Origin of the sequence: Acinetobacter sp. SFB, from assembly GCF_001647545.1 — a bacterium.
Taxonomy (GTDB): Bacteria; Pseudomonadota; Gammaproteobacteria; order Pseudomonadales; family Moraxellaceae; genus Acinetobacter.
Map to the genome: position 1 here is coordinate 1 of NZ_LSZH01000016.1, position 18,777 is coordinate 18,777.

Annotated in this window: 16 protein-coding genes and 2 pseudogenes; 9 read left to right on the forward strand and 9 right to left on the reverse strand. The window is 40.5% G+C overall.

The window, feature by feature from the left end:
- Positions 1–83: 83 nt before the first annotated feature.
- From AY606_RS13355 to AY606_RS13365, 3 genes and pseudogenes are all read left to right on the forward strand, one after another.
- Positions 84–368: pseudogene (locus AY606_RS13355) on the forward strand (phage/plasmid replication protein, II/X family); the annotation flags it as partial.
- 34 nt (positions 369–402) lie between these two features.
- The gene (locus tag AY606_RS13360; RefSeq protein ID WP_067869624.1) at positions 403–621 is read left to right on the forward strand and encodes a hypothetical protein; all 219 of its coding nucleotides are present in this window, start codon (positions 403–405) and stop codon (positions 619–621) included.
- Positions 622–884: 263 nt separating this feature from the next.
- On the forward strand, positions 885–1,121 hold the full coding sequence (locus AY606_RS13365) for a VF530 family protein (protein ID WP_067869627.1): 237 nt from the start codon (positions 885–887) through the stop codon (positions 1,119–1,121).
- Between the two features lie 1,240 nt (positions 1,122–2,361).
- Here the strand turns inward: AY606_RS13365 and uraH are convergent.
- Positions 2,362–2,760 carry a hydroxyisourate hydrolase gene (uraH, locus tag AY606_RS13370; RefSeq protein WP_067869630.1) on the reverse strand — a complete coding sequence of 133 codons (399 nt, stop codon included), beginning with the start codon at positions 2,758–2,760 and terminating at the stop codon, positions 2,362–2,364.
- A gap of 33 nt (positions 2,761–2,793) precedes the next feature.
- The gene (locus tag AY606_RS13375) at positions 2,794–3,291 is read right to left on the reverse strand and encodes a GlcG/HbpS family heme-binding protein (protein WP_067869633.1); all 498 of its coding nucleotides are present in this window, start codon (positions 3,289–3,291) and stop codon (positions 2,794–2,796) included.
- Between the two features lie 119 nt (positions 3,292–3,410).
- Between AY606_RS13375 and AY606_RS13380 the strand changes: the two genes are divergently transcribed.
- The 3 genes and pseudogenes from AY606_RS13380 to AY606_RS16905 form a co-directional block, all read left to right on the forward strand.
- Positions 3,411–4,082: a heavy metal response regulator transcription factor gene (locus AY606_RS13380; protein WP_067869635.1), complete on the forward strand. Its 672-nt coding sequence runs from the start codon at positions 3,411–3,413 to the stop codon at positions 4,080–4,082.
- Positions 4,079–5,458 (forward strand): heavy metal sensor histidine kinase, encoded by a 1,380-nt coding sequence (locus tag AY606_RS13385; protein ID WP_067869638.1) that lies wholly within the window; start codon positions 4,079–4,081, stop codon positions 5,456–5,458. Before AY606_RS13380 ends, AY606_RS13385 begins: the two co-directional genes overlap by 4 nt.
- Positions 5,459–5,675: 217 nt before the next feature.
- Positions 5,676–5,823 (forward strand): annotated as a pseudogene (locus AY606_RS16905) (IS5/IS1182 family transposase); the annotation flags it as partial.
- 117 nt (positions 5,824–5,940) lie between these two features.
- On the opposite strand, the gene AY606_RS13390 reads toward AY606_RS16905, so the two are convergent.
- The gene (locus AY606_RS13390) at positions 5,941–7,218 is read right to left on the reverse strand and encodes a carbohydrate porin (RefSeq protein ID WP_067870062.1); all 1,278 of its coding nucleotides are present in this window, start codon (positions 7,216–7,218) and stop codon (positions 5,941–5,943) included.
- A gap of 242 nt (positions 7,219–7,460) precedes the next feature.
- On the opposite strand from AY606_RS13390, the gene AY606_RS13395 reads away from it, so the two are divergent.
- On the forward strand, positions 7,461–9,863 hold the full coding sequence (locus AY606_RS13395; RefSeq protein ID WP_067869642.1) for a membrane-bound PQQ-dependent dehydrogenase, glucose/quinate/shikimate family: 2,403 nt from the start codon (positions 7,461–7,463) through the stop codon (positions 9,861–9,863).
- A 334-nt stretch (positions 9,864–10,197) separates the two neighbouring features.
- Here AY606_RS13395 and AY606_RS13400 read toward each other — a convergent pair whose 3' ends face one another.
- Positions 10,198–10,461 (reverse strand): TIGR03643 family protein, encoded by a 264-nt coding sequence (locus tag AY606_RS13400; protein ID WP_081408413.1) that lies wholly within the window; start codon positions 10,459–10,461, stop codon positions 10,198–10,200.
- A 677-nt stretch (positions 10,462–11,138) separates the two neighbouring features.
- Here AY606_RS13400 and ribA point away from each other — a divergent pair.
- Positions 11,139–11,741: a GTP cyclohydrolase II gene (gene ribA, locus AY606_RS13405; RefSeq protein WP_171255421.1), complete on the forward strand. Its 603-nt coding sequence runs from the start codon at positions 11,139–11,141 to the stop codon at positions 11,739–11,741.
- A 53-nt stretch (positions 11,742–11,794) separates the two neighbouring features.
- Entirely contained in the window at positions 11,795–12,580 is a 786-nt protein-coding gene (locus AY606_RS13410; RefSeq protein WP_067869648.1) for a MipA/OmpV family protein, read from the forward strand.
- 536 nt (positions 12,581–13,116) lie between these two features.
- On the opposite strand, the gene AY606_RS13415 is transcribed toward AY606_RS13410, so the two are convergent.
- The 5 genes from AY606_RS13415 to mmsB form a co-directional block, all read right to left on the reverse strand.
- Positions 13,117–14,145 carry an enoyl-CoA hydratase/isomerase family protein gene (locus AY606_RS13415; protein ID WP_067869651.1) on the reverse strand — a complete coding sequence of 343 codons (1,029 nt, stop codon included), beginning with the start codon at positions 14,143–14,145 and terminating at the stop codon, positions 13,117–13,119.
- A gap of 20 nt (positions 14,146–14,165) precedes the next feature.
- Complete coding sequence (locus AY606_RS13420) at positions 14,166–14,939, reverse strand: enoyl-CoA hydratase (protein WP_067869654.1); 774 nt, start codon at positions 14,937–14,939, stop codon at positions 14,166–14,168.
- A gap of 19 nt (positions 14,940–14,958) precedes the next feature.
- Positions 14,959–16,086: an acyl-CoA dehydrogenase family protein gene (locus AY606_RS13425; RefSeq protein ID WP_067869657.1), complete on the reverse strand. Its 1,128-nt coding sequence runs from the start codon at positions 16,084–16,086 to the stop codon at positions 14,959–14,961.
- A 59-nt stretch (positions 16,087–16,145) separates the two neighbouring features.
- Entirely contained in the window at positions 16,146–17,795 is a 1,650-nt protein-coding gene (locus tag AY606_RS13430) for an AMP-binding protein (protein WP_067869660.1), read from the reverse strand.
- Positions 17,796–17,881: 86 nt separating this feature from the next.
- Complete coding sequence (mmsB, locus tag AY606_RS13435; protein ID WP_067869663.1) at positions 17,882–18,772, reverse strand: 3-hydroxyisobutyrate dehydrogenase; 891 nt, start codon at positions 18,770–18,772, stop codon at positions 17,882–17,884.
- Positions 18,773–18,777 lie beyond the last annotated feature (5 nt).

The following is an 18,777-nucleotide window of genomic DNA, read 5'->3' on the forward strand; positions in this document are numbered from 1 at the left end:
CGACCATGAAATGGATTCATCAACTGTATCTCTGACAAACAAGATATTTAGCTTAGCATGTCAGGCTATTTGCAACAGTGCCATCAGAAATAGTCTTGACTAAATTGGGCAAGGTATCACATATCAAAGTACACAACTTATTCGCAATATACTGTTTAATCAGAGAAAAAGGCAGTGTCGAACTTAAAACAACATATTCAAAAACTTCATTTCATAGATTGGTTGCAGATCTTTGTTTATGTGGTTTCTCAAAGGCCTATCTTCAGAATCTCTACACTGAAAAGGCTAACAATATCATTCCATTTATGAAGCTCGTTGCAATCGACTTTAACCAACAGTTGCCAGAATGGTACGAAGAACCAAACTAGCAATTCAACTACAAAATAGCTTAGGAGCTAAAAAATGTCACAAATCCAAACTATTCTTGTTCAAGGTCTATTTATGTCTAAGGGTAAATTTACACCTGAAAACGGAAAAAATAAGGAAATTTCAATGTCAGTAGATTTACCTGCAATGTTTGATCTTGAGTTTGAATTTGATTTCACGCGCACACCGCCAAGACCTGTACTAAAAGATATTAAGCCAATCCAACAACAAAATAATTTAGATTCAAAGGCTTAAAACAAGTTATTTCGTATAATATAGATTATGTTAAATGGTGTGCACTTCAAAGAGTTCGTTTTCTTATAGCTTTTCAAAGGTAGCATATATTAAAAAGCATTATTTGAATTATTAATTATTTGAAATATTTTATTCATCAGCACTGTTGTAAATAGGCATATAAGCTGTAATTTTCTATGTTAATTACGTTTAAATTCCCACCCTCTCATTTTCTAACTAACTCAGGTTATAATAATGGCCTCCCAAAATATGGTTAATCTATTATGAACACCTCCAATGACCCTTTACACAGCAAAAAACTTGCTGACATTTTGGATGAATTATTGGATTACTACGGTGGCTTTGAAGGCTTAAATCGTAAAATTGAAATTAGATGTTTTTGTATAGATCCAAGTGTTAAATCATCATTGCGATTCTTACGTACCACACCATGGGCGCGTGAAAAAGTAGAAAGCTTATATTTGTATGTCTTACGCCAAAAAGCCAAACAGAAATCGTAGCTATCAAAACCCTAGCTTCAACATAATATTTTATAGCAAATAGTAAACTACACTTATTGAATAGCCATCAATTTTGTAGACACCTTTTGATTAGTGGTGGACTGCCACCACTCTCCTAGACAAATTTAGTCTATTCTTAAGACATTTTTAGTCGAAAAATATATGTATTTAACTAGGTTCATGAACAAAGGATTTTATAAACTAGTAATTTAATCGTCTAAGTTATTAAAATTATTGTTAATTAAATACAATTTAAAATATGAACTAAAATTTAGGTAAATATAAGTTAAATTTAATGGAATTTTATAATTAGAAGTTGTTTTAATATATAAGAGAAAATAATAAATCGAACAATGGGAACGACTTTGAAAGATAGCTATATTGTGCGTTTCTAGGCGTTTTTTAGATTTTATAAAATCTATACAAGCTATCATGCGATAGTAAGTCGTACACTTAACAAGTAAATATACGACTAAATCGTGCTGATTAAATTATTCAGTTTATTTGATCAAAAGAATTTTTTCAAAAAAGCTGTTAATGCTATTAAAAAATAGTTACCAGAAATATAACGACTAAAAATATATTTATTTTTTTAGTCGGACGGTCAGAGTATGTTGAATATATTCCTAAACCATTCAAAATTTGAAGAATGATTGTTACCAACAATTCCATAAATATTTCCTGATAAAAATTTAAATTAAATTCCTAATATTCCAAAAAATTTAATTTAGCAGTTAGATCATAATTTATTCAAAATTTAAAAGATAGGTACTCATTTATAAGTGGTGATGTACTTTATAAAAGGAAATCTACTTGTCCATTTAACATAATGACGGTTATACGAAATCAGTCTATAAGCCCCAAATAGAAATGTACGGTTTCTCCAAAGAAAATCAGCTTGCTTGAAAAAGTCCACGGCTAACTTGCCAGATATTGATTATTTTTGATATGAAATGCAGCTGGCTCCAAAATTTCCAAGCGTACAGCTTTCTGCTGCGTTTCATCCCCCTCAATAACACCGCAATTAAACCGTACATCCGGGTTTTATTGCATTCGCTTTTAGCAGTAAGATTTACTTTATTCCGCGGCTCATAAGGGTAATGAAACAGGCAAAGCTCATTAATTTGCCATTTTATCTCACTAAACAGTGTTTAGAAAATTGGTGGCTGTTTATAGCTCTTAGAATATCAAAGCTCTAAGAGCTATAGCTTCATAACATTAGCTCTGCGCTATAAGTCATTTAATTTCCACGATAAGTTGAGTAACCATAAGGGCTCAACAAAAGTGGAATATGGTAATGTTTGACTGAACCATCAGCTTGAAAAATCACAGGTACTTCAGGAAAGAAAGACTTTTGGTTGTTTTGCTTAAACCAGTCGCCTGTTTTAAATGTAACTTTATATATTGCAGTTTTGAAGGGTTTGTTTTCTGGAAATAATTCGGTGATACGCCCCTGTTGATTGGTTTTAGCTTCTGAAATCTGAACCCATTTCCCATTTCTCTGTTCTTCCAAAGTAACTTGGACATTGGAGGATGGCAAACCGTTTTCCAAGTTCAGGACATGCACACTCAACGGGTTTTGAGCCATTGCCCAACCTGAGATCAACAAACTACCCACAAATATAAGTGACTTTTTCATAACAATTGACTCCAACAAATAGAAAGGACTGAATTAAAGGGTTTTTAAAGTGGTTTCTATGCCTTTTTTCGCACATTGGTGGTCTTGCACTGAGCCACCGGCACCTGCGACACCGACTGCACCTAAAAGCTGATCTTTATAAATTACCGGTACGCCACCGCCGAGCAAGAGCAATTCGGGTAGACTATTCAAGTTCTGCGCATCCGGGTTCTTCTGCGCATTACGCATAAAGTCCAGGCTATTGGTTTTAGTCGAATACGCCGTAAATGCCTTACGTTCTGCCGCTATCAAATTATGAATGCCAACAGATTCATGACGCTGACTAGTGAGTATATTGCCTCCCTGATCGAGCACAACCACAGCAGCAGGTTTCGCATCTACCTGACAAGCATGCATGACATTTTTAGCCATCAACTCTGCGGTTTCGAGTGGCATGATGTAGCCTGTTTTTAACTCGGCATGTGCAAAAGTGTTGGTTAAAAATGCGACACTCAGTACAGCGAGAGACTTTTGTATAAATAAAGAGTTCATTATGGCAATATGTTTCAATTAATCTTAGACATATCTTAAAAGAAATGATGCAATTCGGCATGACAATTAGATTACCAATTTGTAATCTAAATATGTTTAAAAGAAGTTAATCTACTGCGATGCATATCTTAATTATTGAAGATGAAGTCAAAATTGCTGACTATCTAGCAAAAGGACTGAATGAATCGGGTTACAGTACCACTATCGCAAGAAATGGGGTTGAAGCATTGTCCTTTCTACAACAACAGCAGTTTGACCTTGCCTTACTGGATGTAATGTTGCCTGACCTAGATGGATGGCAAGTTCTGCAAACACTCAGAACATTTAGTCAAATTCCTGTACTCATGCTCACTGCACGTGATCATGTATTGGATCGCGTCAAAGGGCTTGAGCTTGGTGCAGATGACTATCTCAGCAAACCTTTTTCTTATATTGAATTACTGGCAAGGATCAAAAGTCTACTGCGGCGTACTCCACGAATGGAACAAGAGGCTTATCAAGTGTCTAATTTGCTCTTGAACCGCTTAAAACATGAAGTACAGCGTGATGGACAAAAAATTGAGCTGAGTCAGAAAGAATTTGCGCTATTGCAATTGTTGATGGAGCATCAGGGTCAAGTCATGACCCGCAGTCAAATTGCCTCCATGGTATGGAATATTAATTTTAATACAGATACTAATGTAGTAGACGTTGCTATTCGCAGATTACGCAGCAAGATTGATGATCATTTTAGTCCCAGACTGATTCATACGGTACGTGGTATGGGATATAAACTTGATGAGCGACCATGAAAAAACCCATCCGATTAACCCTAACCATCCGTTTAAGCATCGCTTTTTGTCTGGTATCTTGCGTGGTATTTTGTAGCGTTGCTCTATTGTCCTATCATAATATGAAAAACATGATCCAGACCCAGCAGGATCAGGCATTAGCCGCACGGATTGAACGGATTGAAATTTTTCTGGAAGATGCGCAAAGTTTTGAGCTATTGGTCAAAAATCCTAAGCTCTACGAAAACATGCTTGGGCAAGAAGACAACTTACTTCTTTTACGAAACCAAAATGGCAAACTCATACAAATTAATCCATTAAAAGTCCATATTCCCGCCTTAGCATTTTCATCTTCACTCCAGTTTCAAGATAATCAAAGCAATGATGCTTCGACACGATTAGCCTTCAAGCAATTAGAATTTAATGGTGATCAATATCAAATTATTGCAGGCAAACAACTGGCTGAAGGGCAAAATACCCTGGCTGAATATCAGTCAAAGCTGACTTTATATAGCGTTCTGGGTATCTTATTCTCTACACTGATGGCTTGGGTTGCCGGCCGCTATATCCTAAATTCGATGCGACAACTGATACATGCCACGACAAAAATCGGTATAACGCAGTCTAATCAACGTATTGAAATTAAAACTAACACCCTTGAAGTGCATGAACTCAGTCAAGCCATGAATGCAATGCTGGCAAGAATTCAATCTGCTTATCAACAACTGGCACGTTTTTCTGAAGACATTTCACATGAACTGAGAACGCCATTAAATAATTTGATGGGACAAACACAAATTTTACTCTCTCAACCACGAGAGCTGCATGAATTAGAAAACTTACTGTATTCAAATTTAGAAGAGTATGAACGCCTGAACCAAATGATCGAAAGTATGCTGTTTATTGCTCGCGTAGAACACGGTGACTATTTGGTTGAAAAACAAAATTTTAATGTATATAGCATGCTGCAAGGCTTGCTGGAATACTTTAGCTTTCTCGCTGATGAAAAAAACATCCATTTTAAACTTGAAGTGGCACCAGAGTTAGAACTGATTGCAAATCAATTATTAATAGAACGTGCGTTGGCAAACCTGCTCAGCAATTCAATTACACATGGTGAAGCAAATAGCAAAATTATACTGCGAGCGCAGCAGTGTAGTGACTTCATTCGAATTGAAGTATTAACACCAAACATCTGGATTCCAGAGCAACATCTTTCGCATTTGTTTGAACGATTTTATCAAGTCGATGATAGCCGGCATGAAAAAGCACACACGGGTGGATTAGGCTTAGCCATCGTAAAGTCCATTATGCAATTGCATGGTGGGCAAGCAAGCGCTGAAAATACTGAAGAGGGAATCGTATTTAGTCTGTCATTACCCAATAAGAAAAGATAGCTCAAATACCAACCGCCCTCTTTTATTTCAAAAACAATAAATTAGGGTGTGTTGACACTTTGAGCTTAACAATAGCGAAATAGTAAAATCAAATCGCCAAAGCCAATTTTACTCTTCGCTCTGCCTCGTACCGTGCTGACAGATCAACACGGGCAAAAGTTGAAAGCTATTCTTTTGAAACTACACATTACCTCAAAGTGGCTTAAGATCAACATGAGATTTGAAAGAGACAGAAGTGCTATGCGCAGATCAGGGCTATGATTCACAGCCATGACATGAACCGATCAAGAAAAATAGGAACAAACGCGAACATCTTCAAGAAAATAAAGAGCCAATCGAACAATGATCATAGGGACGGGTCTTTATAGAAGATCAGGCATTGAGTTGAAAATAGGTTTTATAGGTTAAAGCAGTTCAACAGAGCCTAATTTTCTATGCGAAAAAAATTGAAATTTATTTAAGCGAATGTCTTGGTAATTTAATTAGAAATTAAGACGCATGGTTAAGCCCGCAACCCATGCATCATCTACTTGTTTTACTCCACCCGGCTGGTGAATATACTGAATATTAGGACGAAACATCACAGCAGATGACCAATTGTAACTGTAGTTTAATTCAACATTTACTTCATCATACTGAATTGGTTGATATAAGGTATTGCTATAATCGGAAACTGTTAAGCCATTCGAATCATTTTGTAAGTTTTGTGCATCACGTACACGATTATTCACATTGAAACGTGCGACACCTAAACCAATAGAGTCATTTGGACGTCGATCAAAGGGACCTTTGTACCAAAAAGAAATTTGTTGCGTTGATTCAACTTGAGCCGTTTGCTTGTCATTCCATACAAAATTCCCGGCTGCAAATAAACCACGTTTGTCATTGCTTGCATATGAGGTCAATTGTTGCTGGCTATTGAGCCAGAAACTATGCTTACTATCATGCATTTCATTGGTCTTTACATCTTTAACATCAACGTTGGCGTAATAACCACCAATTTTGTATTCACCTGCTAAACCCTGAAGTTTAGGTTTCCAGGCTAATTCAACTGGAATAATTGCACCTTCGGTCTGATCCAGGCTGAGATTAAAGCCGCCATTTTCCAACAGGTTTTCTGGATTAATTTCATAAATACCGGTTGCAATAGACCAATCTGAAGCAAACTGATATTTCACATTGGCGCCCCAACCCGACACTGGGCTGTTGTACCAAATACTGCCATTACTTTTACCAATTTGGTTACCGCAAAGGATTAAGTTTTGGAACTCACATTGAGCCCCATTAAAATCCTCATTGAGTCCCATACGACCTAGTTTAAATTGCAGGTTATTGTCCATAAAGCCTTTTTTAATCCAAGCCTGAGTCAGACGCCATTTTTGACCACGCCCATAGGTTTCCTGCGTATTACTAAATTGGCCAGCACGCGGGTCTGCAATGCGCTCGGCAGACAGGGATTGACCATCGCGTTTGGTAATTTGCACACTGGCTTCGGTATCCTTCCAGCCAGCCAGCTTTTCTAAGTCGAAAGTGGTGCCTAAAGTGAGAGTATAAGCATGTAAGGTTTTATTATTTTCATTATAGCCACCATCAATATTAGATGCGCTTTCCGTGATTATAGACGTAACGAATTTATACCCTTGGTCTTCAAGCTGTGGTCGTTGACCATTCCAGTCGCCTAATAGCCATTGACGGTCTGGAGACCATGCTTGATTGGCCGCCATAGCTAAGTGACACAATAATAGGCTGCTACTAAACATGGTGATTTTGAAATAAGTTGAGAGAACCATTGTGTTGATCCTTTTTTGAAGAATGCATTCTTAAGGATTTATTCAACCTTGATAAATTAATTGCAAGGTCGGTCAATGTTTGAGATTAATTTTATTTGCATACACTTCGTGACAATTAGTCTCAATTATTTATTCATTATTGGTTTCGGCCTGAGTTTTTTACTTTAAAAGGGGTTAGTATTTAACCAATATATAATAAAAAGGAATCCAGTATGCTCAATAAAATTACGAGTATTGTAATGGCTTTACTGGCAATTGCTTTGTTATACATGGGCATTAAGCTACTGATGGTGGGAGGCAGTGCTGCCTATTTCCTTATAGCACTGGTTTTACTGGCAACAGCGGGATTACTTTTTCTTCAAAAAAAAATTGCACTGACAGTTTATGCTTTTCTGATGTGGGCAATTCTGATTTGGATTGTTGCTGAAGTCGGACTAGATAAATGGCAATGGATCCCACGTGGTGCATTATTTGCTCTTATCGGCTTCTGGTTGGCCATGCCCTTTGTGGTTAAGCCTTTATATAAAGCAGCTGCTACGACTCCTGAATCTGAGCGCCAAAAGTTTCATCCCTTTTTAGGTGGAACTGTAGGGGTTATGATTTTAATGGTAATAGCTCTTCTTTTTTACGATCCAGTTCGTGAAAAAGGAAATATTGAAAATCCGGCTGAAGCGACTGATGCAGCTGTTGCTGACCAAGAATGGACAGCCTATGGTGGCAATTCTGATGCTTTACGCTATTCAAAATTAGCTCAAATTAATTCAAAAAATGTAAAAAACCTTAAAGTAGCTTGGGAATATCACACGGGTGATCTACGTGATTCTAAAATTGATGCGTCTGAATATACCTTTGAAGCCACGCCGCTAAAAGTAAATGATACGCTTTACTTGTGTACCGCTCATAATCAAATTCACGCTTTAATACCGGAAACAGGCCAGTTGAAATGGAAATATATTCCTCCACGGGAAGGTTCGTATCTACAGCAACATCAAACCTGTCGTGGGGTGAGTTATTTCGATACTAAGGCAGTGAAAGCATCGGTAAATAATGTATCCCCTGCTGCAGCTGCACCACAAGAGTGCAGTAAACGTATTATTACTACCACTGCAACTGCTCCAAAACTGATCGCCTTGGATGCGGATACAGGTAAATTATGTTCATCTTTTGGGGACAATGGCGAAGTCGATTTGACTAAAAACATGGGGAAAATTTTACCGCATGTTTATATGCAAACCGCTGTTCCTCTGGTAGCCAATAATCTGATTATTATTGGCGGATCAGTCATGGACAATGGTTACAATTCGGGTAATCCATCTGGGGTAATCCGTGCTTATGATGCGGTCACTGGTCAATTGGTCTGGAATTTTGATCCTGCAAATCCAGAGCTAACTCAGCCACTTGCAGAGGGTCAACAATACCCCTATGACACAATAGTGGCTTGGTCTACATTTACGGCTGATATTAAAAATGGTTTAGTCTATATACCCTTTGGCAATGCTTCACCCGATTTATTAGGCCTGGATCGTGATCCGGCAAGCAATTCTGAAAAGTTCCGGGATGCTTTGGTCGCACTTGACTTAAATACAGGTAAGTTGAAATGGAGTTTCCAAACCTCATATCACGATTTATGGGATCGTGACAATCCTGCACAACCGTCATTATTGGATATTGATTACACAGGTCAAAAATCACCTGCCATTATTTTACCGACTAAAGTGGGCAACATCTTTGTTCTCAACCGCTTAACAGGTAAGCCCGTCTATCCGATTGAACAAGTCAAGGTATCTACTCAAGGTGATATTGGTGAAAAATATGCACCGACTCAACCTAAATCAAGCTTGAACTTTATACCTGAAATGTTGACTGAAGCTTCAATGTGGGGAATTACCCCGTTTGACCAGATTCAATGTCGCATTGACTTCAATAAAAATCGTTATGATGGCAATCCCTGGACACCTTCTACCGAAAAAGGCTCGATTATTTTCCCCGGTAACATTGGAGTATTTAACTGGGGTTCAGTTTCTATTGATCCAGAGCGTCAAATTTTAATTGGTTCTCCTGTGCGTTTAGCTTATCTGTATAAGTTAATTAAACGCACACCAGAAACTGAAGAAAAACGTTTATTTACCCAAGCAAACACCCCTTACTGGAATGAAAACTTTGAAGGTCATTACGCCACTCAAATTAAACAGTTTGCATCTAATTTAGGTATTCCCTGTATCGCTCCACCCTGGGGGCGTTTAGCCGCAGTGAATCTTAAAACAGGTAAAACTGAATGGATACGTCGCGTTGGTAATACTAAAAACTTGAAAACAACTTTCTTGCCGGGACGATTCCCGATTGGATTCAATATGGGGATGTTGGCGCATGGCGGTACCTTAACAACCAAAGGTGGCATTGTGTTCCAAGCAGCAACTGCAGATAATTTTTTCCGTGCTTATGAGATTAATACCGGCGAAAAGCTATGGCAAACTGAACTTCCTGCAGGGGGTCAAGCAACTCCAGCGACTTTCATGGGTAAAGATAAAACTCAATACGTCGTTCTTGCAGCAGGTGGTCATGGCTCATTAGGAACTCAATTGGGTGATAGTGTGATTGCTTATAAAGTCAAATAATTTGAGGATGGGTATAAGGGATTAACTTTATAGCCATCATATAAGGTCATATTGTTCTCTCCTATGCAAAAAGAACAAACAACATTTGTCTAGGAGAGTGGCCACAGTCTATTGTTTAGTCTGTTTTTTTATTCAAAATGGGGACATGCTGGTTTTAATTCGGGTTATATAGGATCCAACAAAAAGGTGGCTATTCAGTATTGAATATTACTTTTATACTCGGGTGTGTGGACATTTTTAGCTAAAAAATAGCGAGGGAGCTGGTATGAGGTCAGATACTACTCAGAAAGATGCAGGCGCCAGTCTAAATAGCGCCTATCATAAAGTGACGCTGCTAGAAGCGTTTATATTGCCGCGAACAATAGGCCCGAATCACATCCGGTGAACGCAGTTGCAAATGTTTAGTTTTACGTCCTGTCACTCGTTCACGCCAGAGTTTAAAACTACCTGGTTTCATATTCTGACGCATTAAGCGAATCACTGCAGATTCATTTAAACCAAACTCACGCTGAATGGCTTCAAAAGGTGTTCTATCCTCCCAAGCCATTTCAATAATCCGTGACAGATCTGCTCCTAGATATTCAGTTAGATGATGCACAACATGCCCCTTATTGCTTTAATTTGTATAAAAATATAGAAAGTTGATTGATTCAGTTCAAACCAATATCTATTTATCGCACCTGATCAGATCAAACTGACCGAGGTCATCTTATGAAAAGGAAGATGAAGAATTTGTGATTTTTTAGACTGCGCTGCATTTTTCTTATTCCATTTTCTTATTCAATGCTATTCACGTGTAGCACACCTATCACTTTTAAGTGTTTTATATAGCGGATCATCAGTCTTGAATATATAGGATTATATTTTGTAGATACCTGATTAATTAGCCATTTTATCGAACTAACAGGGGTATACAACATTAGTGGCTATTCACTATTTGCTACTGCTGTAAATGTCTTTAATTACTTTATTATAGTTATAGAGCTTCACAAAAAATTCACCCTAACAGACCTATTATTATAATTGAAATTTAAGTGATCAAAGATATTTTCCAGTCACGCTTAGCCGGATTAATTACGGCCATGCTTACTCCATTTACATGGAGTAAGCATTTTATTTGATCTATTTTTAATGCTTGTCAATTAAATATAAGGTCAGATTAATTATTTTATTTTTTGGACTCCCAAATAGATATTGTGATTGCTGAATTTTTTATTATCGTAGATTTGAAGGTTAATTATTGTACTGGCTTTTTAAATATAAATGGATGAATCCGTGACTATAAAATTTGTGGCTAAAGCTAAATTACCGACCGCTTTTGGTGATTTTGACCTTATTGTGTTTCAAGATCCAGATACAGGCGAAGAACATGTTGCCCTTTCTCAAGGATTGGATGCCATTTCAGCGGAACCCGTATTAGTCAGAATACATTCCGAATGTTTAACTGGAGATGCTTTTGGTTCATTAAAATGTGATTGTGGTCCCCAATTACATTCCACCATGAAAATGATCAGCGATAAAGGTCAGGGGGTTATTTTATATTTACGCCAAGAAGGTCGTGGGATAGGTTTGACCAATAAAATTCGCGCCTATGCACTTCAAGATCAAGGACATGATACTGTTGATGCAAATCTGCTCTTAAACTTACCCGCAGATGCACGTCACTATGATATGTGTACTATTATGCTTGATTATTTAAACATTAAAGAAGTGAGTTTAATTACTAACAATCCTTTGAAGATTAATGCCTTAAAAGCTCTAGGTGTAAATGTAATGGATCGTGTTGCTATTACAGTAGGTTTAAATATATTTAATGAAAATTATTTGCAAACAAAACAAGAACGCATGTCACATATGTATAAAAAATGTGACTTTTAGTAGACGCGGATTTAAATTTCATTAATTTCTTAAATTAAGATGCTGGATTAAAAATGCTCAATAAAATTTTATTACTATCATGTTTTCTTGTTCCCTTAAGTGCAATTGCAGATGAAAATCAGCCTACCCTCAAAAGATCAACAGGCTTGAGCACAGGCTTAGGTATTGTGGGAAGCACAGGTCTATATATTGGTGAAGATACCAATCTTACGCCAGTTCCCATCTTATCTTATGAAGGAGAGCGCTTCTTTTTACGTGGGCTCTATGGAGGAATGAAATTCTATAAAAACGAGTTACTCACATTGAATGGCATCGTAAGCGTCAATCTGAATAAACTGGATGTTGATGATTTAAATGAATCGAAATTGGCTGCAAAAAACTTAACTAGAATGCAATTAGAAGATCGCGATATCAGTGCTGATGTTGGATTAGAAGCGATAGTGAAAGCACCTTACGGTATTATTTCAGTGCAAGCACTCAATGATATTGGCAATGCCAGTGAGGGGGCAGAAGTAAAAGCTAATTATCAGTATTTTTGGCGCTTAAATAATCAATGGACGCTTATGCCAAATGTGGGCCTGGAATGGTTATCAGATAGCCGAGCCAATTATTATTACGGGACACTAGATAGCGAAGTGGCTAAGGGCGTAGAAAAATATAGACCGAATAACCTCATTATTCCTCATGTCTCCTTAGGGGCAAGTTACTCATTGAATCAAAAAGTAAAAGTAACTTCGGCCGTAACGCATAAATTTTTACCTGATAAAATAGTAGATGGTCCCTTAATTGATAAAGATTCAATGACCAACTTTTTTATGGGAATTACCTATAAATTCTAAATTTATCTAAAAATTAATAGCACACAGCAGATCAGAAGACCAAATACGAGCCCAAAATAGAAATGTTCGGTTTCTCGAAAGTAAAAATGTCCGCTTTTAGAATACTCAATTAGAGATTTTCTTCGCGGGCGGTTTAATAGATTGAGCTTTATGTCGAATAAAGAACTTAAACGATGATCCGTATTACAAGAAGTCGGTGATCAATGCTTAACCCAGCTCCGACTTATTTAACTTCGATGATGCAATAGGGTTGTGAAAAATTTGTATCTGCAACAAAAAACCTTATTGAGGGCATCCTTATTCTAGCTGTACTCTGATGAAGATCAGCATAATTTTAAATTGTCCTGCCTCTACTTTAAGAGAAAATTCTACTTGTAGTTGCTATTATTTTAGGGGTGATGAGCATTAATGAAAGTTTCACTGTTTTAGACTTTGAAAAAGATTTCTTAAAGTAAATAAAAAAGCACCTTTATTGTTCTATCTAGTTCAAAGGTGCCAAATTAAGATTAGAATTTCTTAAATTTGAGGTGGTTAACTCATGAGGACAGCTTTTGCAAAATTTTCTCGAATTTTGAATGATCTGTCTGCCACTGCGGCTTCTTGTCTTTATCAATAATCAATGCCCGCACGCCCTCGATAAAATCACCTTGGTCCAACCAGATGTCTTGTAAATCCCGTTCCAGCTGCATAGATTTTTCCAGGGATAAATTCTGACCTACTTGCTGTAATTTCAGACTGGCTTGTTTCGCCATTAAAGGACGTTGTTGCAAGATGGCGAGCGTTTTATCCGCCCAAGCCTGATCGGTAGAATCGGTTTCATGCGCCAGACTTTGTTCAATTTCATCCAGGTTTTGATAGGCAAAATGCTTATGAATATGATCTGCGCGTTTTTGTAACTCACTTTCTACAGGATGAGTAATAAAAGCGCTAATCATTTTTCTGATTTCCGTACTGGTTAAAGCAGGTGCAGCAATCAATGCAGCCTGTAATTCAGCAAAGCGCTCACTTGGAACATGATAATCGACCAAATCTAAATAAAGCGCATCACTGCTGCTGATTTGTTCGCCCGTCAACGCCAAATATACCCCAATTTCATCCAGTCTGGAGAGAAAATGGGTCGCTCCGACATCGGGGAAAAATCCAATCGCGGTTTCTGGCATGGCAAAACGTGATTTTTCACTACTCACTTTGATATGACACGCTTGAGCTAGTCCGAAGCCGCCACCCAATACATAGCCGTCCATTAAAACGATTACCGGTTTAGGACTGTTGCGTAGGCTGCTCAGCATCGCATATTCAGTGGCAAAATATTGCTGATATCCGGTATTTCCGGCTTTATAGCTGTCATAAAGATAGCGAATATCGCCTCCAGCACAGAAAGCTTTCTGACTGGTAGAATTGATCAGAATGGCTTGTACCTTGGGCTCATGGCACCATTCATCTAACTGCGACTGAATACCTTGAATCATCGGCAGGGTTAAGGCGTTTAAATGGCTGATACGATCCAGACTGATGATGCCTAAACTTCCTTGCAGGCTCATCGCTAAATTATTTTCATCGCTCATTTTATTTTCCTATTCTTGTTTTATTGATGGGTAAATTTGGCCGGGCGTTTTTCCACAAAGGCCTGCATGCCTTCTTTTTGATCACAACTTGCAAAAATGGCATGAAATACCCGTCGTTCAAAGCGCAAGCCTTCGGCCAGACTCCCTTCAAAGGCCCGATTAATCGATTCTTTAATCATCATCACGGCAGTAAGCGACTTTTCAGCAATTTTTTCGGCGGCTTGCAGGGTGTGCTCCAGCAACTCTTCTTGGGCAAATACCCGAGCCACCAAACCACTTTGTTCCGCTTCCTGTGCCCCCATTTGTCGTGCGGTCAGGCACATTTCCATGGCTTTGGCTTTGCCGATGGCCAGAGTCAAACGCTGGGTTCCGCCTATGCCGGGCAATACGCCTAAAGTGACTTCAGGCAAACCAAATTTTGCATTATCGGCGCAGTAAATAAAGTCGCACATCAATGCCAGCTCACAACCACCGCCCAAGGCATAGCCACTGACCGCGGCAATTAAGGGTTTACGGCGCTGGGCAATTCGATCGGCCAGACTAAAAAAATCATCCAGATAAATTTGCGGAAAATTGAGATCTGCCATTTCTTTAATATCGGCACCGGCGGCAAAGGCTTTTTCCGAACCGGCAATCACAATACATCCAATCTCCGGGTCCTTTTCCAGCTGATCCAGTGCCAGATTCACTTCAATAATCAGTTGATTATTCAATGCATTTAAAGCTTGCGGACGGTTTAAAGTGATCAGCCCGACCCCGTTACGCTGTTCGAGTAAAATTGTTTGCCACTGCATAAGATAAGTCCTTTTAAAATTAGAGGCTGCGTGCAATTACCAGGCGCTGAATATCGCTGGTGCCTTCATAAATCTGGCAAATACGCGCATCGCGATAAATCCGTTCAATCGGGAAGTCTTTCAGATAACCATAGCCTCCAAAAATCTGTAAAGCTTTAGAACAGACGCGTTCTGCCATTTCTGAAGCAAAGAGTTTGGCCATGGACGCTTCGGTTAAACAGGCTTCACCGGCTTCTTTCTTGCGTGCTGCAAAATGGACCAGTTGACGCGCCGCTTCAATTTCAGTTGCCATACTGGCCAGCCTGAAAGAAATCGCTTGCTGTTCAAAAATAGCTTTGCCAAAGGCGATCCGATCATGCGCATAAGCACTCGCTTCTTGCAACGCAGCACGCGCCAGTCCAACCGCTTGTGCCGCAATGCCGATCCGTCCACCTTCCAGATTGGCCAAGGCAATTTTCAAACCTTCGCCTTCTGCCCCTAATCTTAAGCTTTCATGAATGCGGACATCGGTTAAGGCAATTTGGCAGGTATCCGAAGCATGTAAGCCCAGTTTTTCTTCGACCCGGATCACTTCATAACCCGGGGTATCTCGCGGCACTAAAAATGCACTCATGCCTTTTTTGCCTGCGCTGGGATCGGTCACGGCAAACACAATAATCATCCCGGCATTGTGGCCTGAAGTAATAAACTGTTTCGAGCCATTGAGAATGTAATGGTCGCCATCTTTGACTGCACGGGTTTTAATCGCTGCGGCATCCGATCCGGTATGCGGTTCGGTTAATGCAAAGGCACCGATCATTTTTCCTTGAGCCAAAGGCGTTAAAAATTGCTGCTTTTGCTGCTCAGTACCAAACTTGAAAATTGGCACACAACCGACCGAGTTGTGTACGCTCATGATGGCGGATGTTGCACCATCGGCTGCGGCCACCTCTTCTAGAGCCAGCACATAAGCCAACGTGCCGGTGCCAGAGCCGCCCCACTCTTCCGGAATCAGCATGCCTAGAAAACCCAGCTCTCCCATTTGGGCCAAGGCCTGTTTAGGAAAGATGCCTTTTTGATCCCACTCGCCGGCAAAGGGTTTAATTTGTTCCTGGGCGAAGCTTTTGGCCATATCCTGAATCAGTTGTTGCTCTTGCGTTAATTGCATTGATTCCTCCTTCAATCTCTTTATGCGATATTTTTATTCAAGCTGCTGGCTGTGGCGGGTTATGCGGTCTTCGCTTGCTGCTTGTTGATTTCCTGATTGCGCAGTAAAAAGCGTTGAATCTTGCCGCTTGGAGTTTTGGGCAGTTCGGTGACAAATTCAATCAGGCGCGGATAGGCATGCGCAGACAAACGCTTTTTCACAAATTGACCCAGTTCTTCTTCGAGATGGGTCGAAGCTGCAAAATTATTCGCCAGAATCACAAAGGCTTTGATGACTTCGGTACGCTCGGGATCAGGTACGCCAATCACTGCCGCTTCAATGACGGCATCATGTTCCAGCAAGGCACTTTCTACATCGAATGGGCCGACCCGATAGCCGGACGTTGTAATGACATCATCACTACGTCCGACAAAACTCATACTGCCATCGGCATGAATTTCTGCGGTATCCCCCGTTAAATAATAATGTCCGACAAAAGGAGATTTGCGGCTTTCTTCATAACCTGAAAACCACATCATTGGGGACTGGCTGATATCGACCGCCAGAATCCCCGGGGTATCGGCAGGCAGTTCCTTGCCCTGTTCGTCAACGGCTGCAACTCGGTAACCTGGACTGGCAAAGCCGGCCGAACCTGCATGAACCGGATGCTCCAGTGCATGATGATTGCACACCACCATGCCAACTTCAGTTTGGCCATAATGGTCATAAATCGGTACATCCAGCGCCTCTTTAAACCAGCGGATCACTTCCGGATTCAAAGGTTCGCCCGCGCTGCTAACGACGCGTAATTTACCGCGCAGCTGTGCCATTTGAGCAGGGTCGGCTGCCATCATCATGCGGTAAGCGGTTGGTGCGCCAGCCAGATTGGTAATACCATATTGCTTGACAATTTCGCAGACACTTTCAGCATTAAAGCCCCCTTCATAAAATAAGGTCGAGTGTCCGAGCATTAAGGGACCGGTAATACCGTAATACAAACCATAAGCCCAGCCGGGATCAGCAATATTCCAGAAAGCGTCTTCAGGGGTTAAACCAATGGCATTTTGCATATAGCTGGCAAAAGCAATCAGGGCTTTCAGCGGTACTTTGAGCGGCTTTGCCGGTCCGGTCGTGCCCGAGGTAAACATCAATAAAAAAGGATCATCAATATTCAGCATCTCCATCTCACAAGCTTCAGCCTGACGGTTGAGCACCGTCCAAAAACTGAGATCCTGCGGATAGCGTTCTGCCTCGGTTTCGGCATGTACAGTGACAATGCTTGGACAGTCAAGCAGATCAGAGAGTTTGTCCCGATTCGCCAGATCAGTCACCACCAGTTTGCTCTGGGCAAGTTGAATACGATGCTCGATGGCTTTGGGACCAAAGGCGGTGAATAAGGGTTGATAGACCGCACCAATGCGCCAGGTTGCCAAAATGGTCATGATCAGTTCAGGCGTACGCGGTAATAATCCGGAAACGCGGTCGCCTTTGCCAATGCCTTGAGACTTTAGGAAATTTGCAAACTGGCTGGAATATTTTTTTAGCTCGGTAAAGCTATACTGTTCTTTGCGGCCATCTTTACCGTACCAGAACAAGGCGATCTGAGCTGAGTCTGCATGGCGATCACAACACTCATAACAGGCATTCAGTGCCTGCATGGAGCCGGATAGAAACTGACTTGCAACCGTATTTAAATCAAAATCTTGAACCGTTTTTTCATAATTGAACATGTTAAACCTCAGCCTGAATTTATCGTTATTACTGACAAGGTGTTTTTGATGGAGCCTCTCCTTGCTCCATCTGGATGTTTTAAGTTTTAAGCAGGTGGCGTGGTGTATTGATGCATGATGCTGGAAAAATCCAGATGGGCATCCCCTTCCTGACAGAGCTGTTGATAGAGTTTCTGTACCATGCTGCCGAGAACAATCGGCTGGTCAACCTGTTGCGCTGCATCGACGGCCAAACCCAAATCTTTGAGCATCAGTTGTGCTGCAAAACCGTCGGTATAACCTCGTGATGACGGCGCATTTTCGCAAATATCCGGCCAGGGATTATAAATTTCCGAACTCCAGCAACGTCCGGTTGAACTATTGATCACCCCAGCTAAGGCCTGAGGATCAATGCCCAGCTTGGCACCGAGTGCCATCCCTTCTGCCACGGCAGTCATGGAAATACCCAGAATCAGGTTATTACAGATTTTTGCCACCTGTCCTGTTCCCACAGCACCACAATGCACCAGATTTTTACCCATACAGCTGAGTACCGGTTTTACCGCCTCAAAGGTCGCTGCATCTGCGCCCACCATAAAGGTTAAGGTTCCGTCTTTGGCACCTAAAGTGCCGCCGGATACCGGTGCATCACAGACGCGAATCTGTTTGGCCTGAGCTGCTGCGGCAATATCCTGAATGGTTTGCGGGTCAATGGTACTGCTATCAATACACAAACTGCCCGCTTGAAGTACCTCCAGAATACCGTGTTCACCTAAATAGACTTCACGCACATGTTTGGCTGCGGGCAACATGCTGACCACGATATCCGCCTGCTTCGCGGCAGCTTGTGGACTGTCGCAAACCACGCCGCCTGCTTGTGCAAAATGCTGTAAAGCCACTGCACTCAAGTCATAACCAAACACCTGATGATCGGACTTGAGTAAGTTTTGTGCCATGGAGCCGCCCATGTTGCCTAAACCAATAAATGCAATCTTCATGCTGA

What these genes read in the sequence shown, in the direction of transcription:
- AY606_RS13425 (WP_067869657.1), bottom strand. Translation starts at nt 16,086, where the DNA reads ATGCAATTAACGCAAGAGCAACAACTGATTCAGGATATGGCCAAAAGC.
- mmsB (WP_067869663.1), bottom strand. Translation starts at nt 18,772, where the DNA reads ATGAAGATTGCATTTATTGGTTTAGGCAACATGGGCGGCTCCATGGCA.
- AY606_RS13360 (WP_067869624.1), top strand. Translation starts at nt 403, where the DNA reads ATGTCACAAATCCAAACTATTCTTGTTCAAGGTCTATTTATGTCTAAG.
- AY606_RS13380 (WP_067869635.1), top strand. Translation starts at nt 3,411, where the DNA reads ATGCATATCTTAATTATTGAAGATGAAGTCAAAATTGCTGACTATCTA.
- AY606_RS13415 (WP_067869651.1), bottom strand. Translation starts at nt 14,145, where the DNA reads ATGAGCGATGAAAATAATTTAGCGATGAGCCTGCAAGGAAGTTTAGGC.
- uraH (WP_067869630.1), bottom strand. Translation starts at nt 2,760, where the DNA reads ATGAAAAAGTCACTTATATTTGTGGGTAGTTTGTTGATCTCAGGTTGG.
- AY606_RS13410 (WP_067869648.1), top strand. Translation starts at nt 11,795, where the DNA reads ATGCTCAATAAAATTTTATTACTATCATGTTTTCTTGTTCCCTTAAGT.
- AY606_RS13390 (WP_067870062.1), bottom strand. Translation starts at nt 7,218, where the DNA reads ATGTTTAGTAGCAGCCTATTATTGTGTCACTTAGCTATGGCGGCCAAT.
- AY606_RS13385 (WP_067869638.1), top strand. Translation starts at nt 4,079, where the DNA reads ATGAAAAAACCCATCCGATTAACCCTAACCATCCGTTTAAGCATCGCT.
- AY606_RS13420 (WP_067869654.1), bottom strand. Translation starts at nt 14,939, where the DNA reads ATGCAGTGGCAAACAATTTTACTCGAACAGCGTAACGGGGTCGGGCTG.
- AY606_RS13365 (WP_067869627.1), top strand. Translation starts at nt 885, where the DNA reads ATGAACACCTCCAATGACCCTTTACACAGCAAAAAACTTGCTGACATT.
- AY606_RS13375 (WP_067869633.1), bottom strand. Translation starts at nt 3,291, where the DNA reads ATGAACTCTTTATTTATACAAAAGTCTCTCGCTGTACTGAGTGTCGCA.
- AY606_RS13430 (WP_067869660.1), bottom strand. Translation starts at nt 17,795, where the DNA reads ATGTTCAATTATGAAAAAACGGTTCAAGATTTTGATTTAAATACGGTT.
- AY606_RS13395 (WP_067869642.1), top strand. Translation starts at nt 7,461, where the DNA reads ATGCTCAATAAAATTACGAGTATTGTAATGGCTTTACTGGCAATTGCT.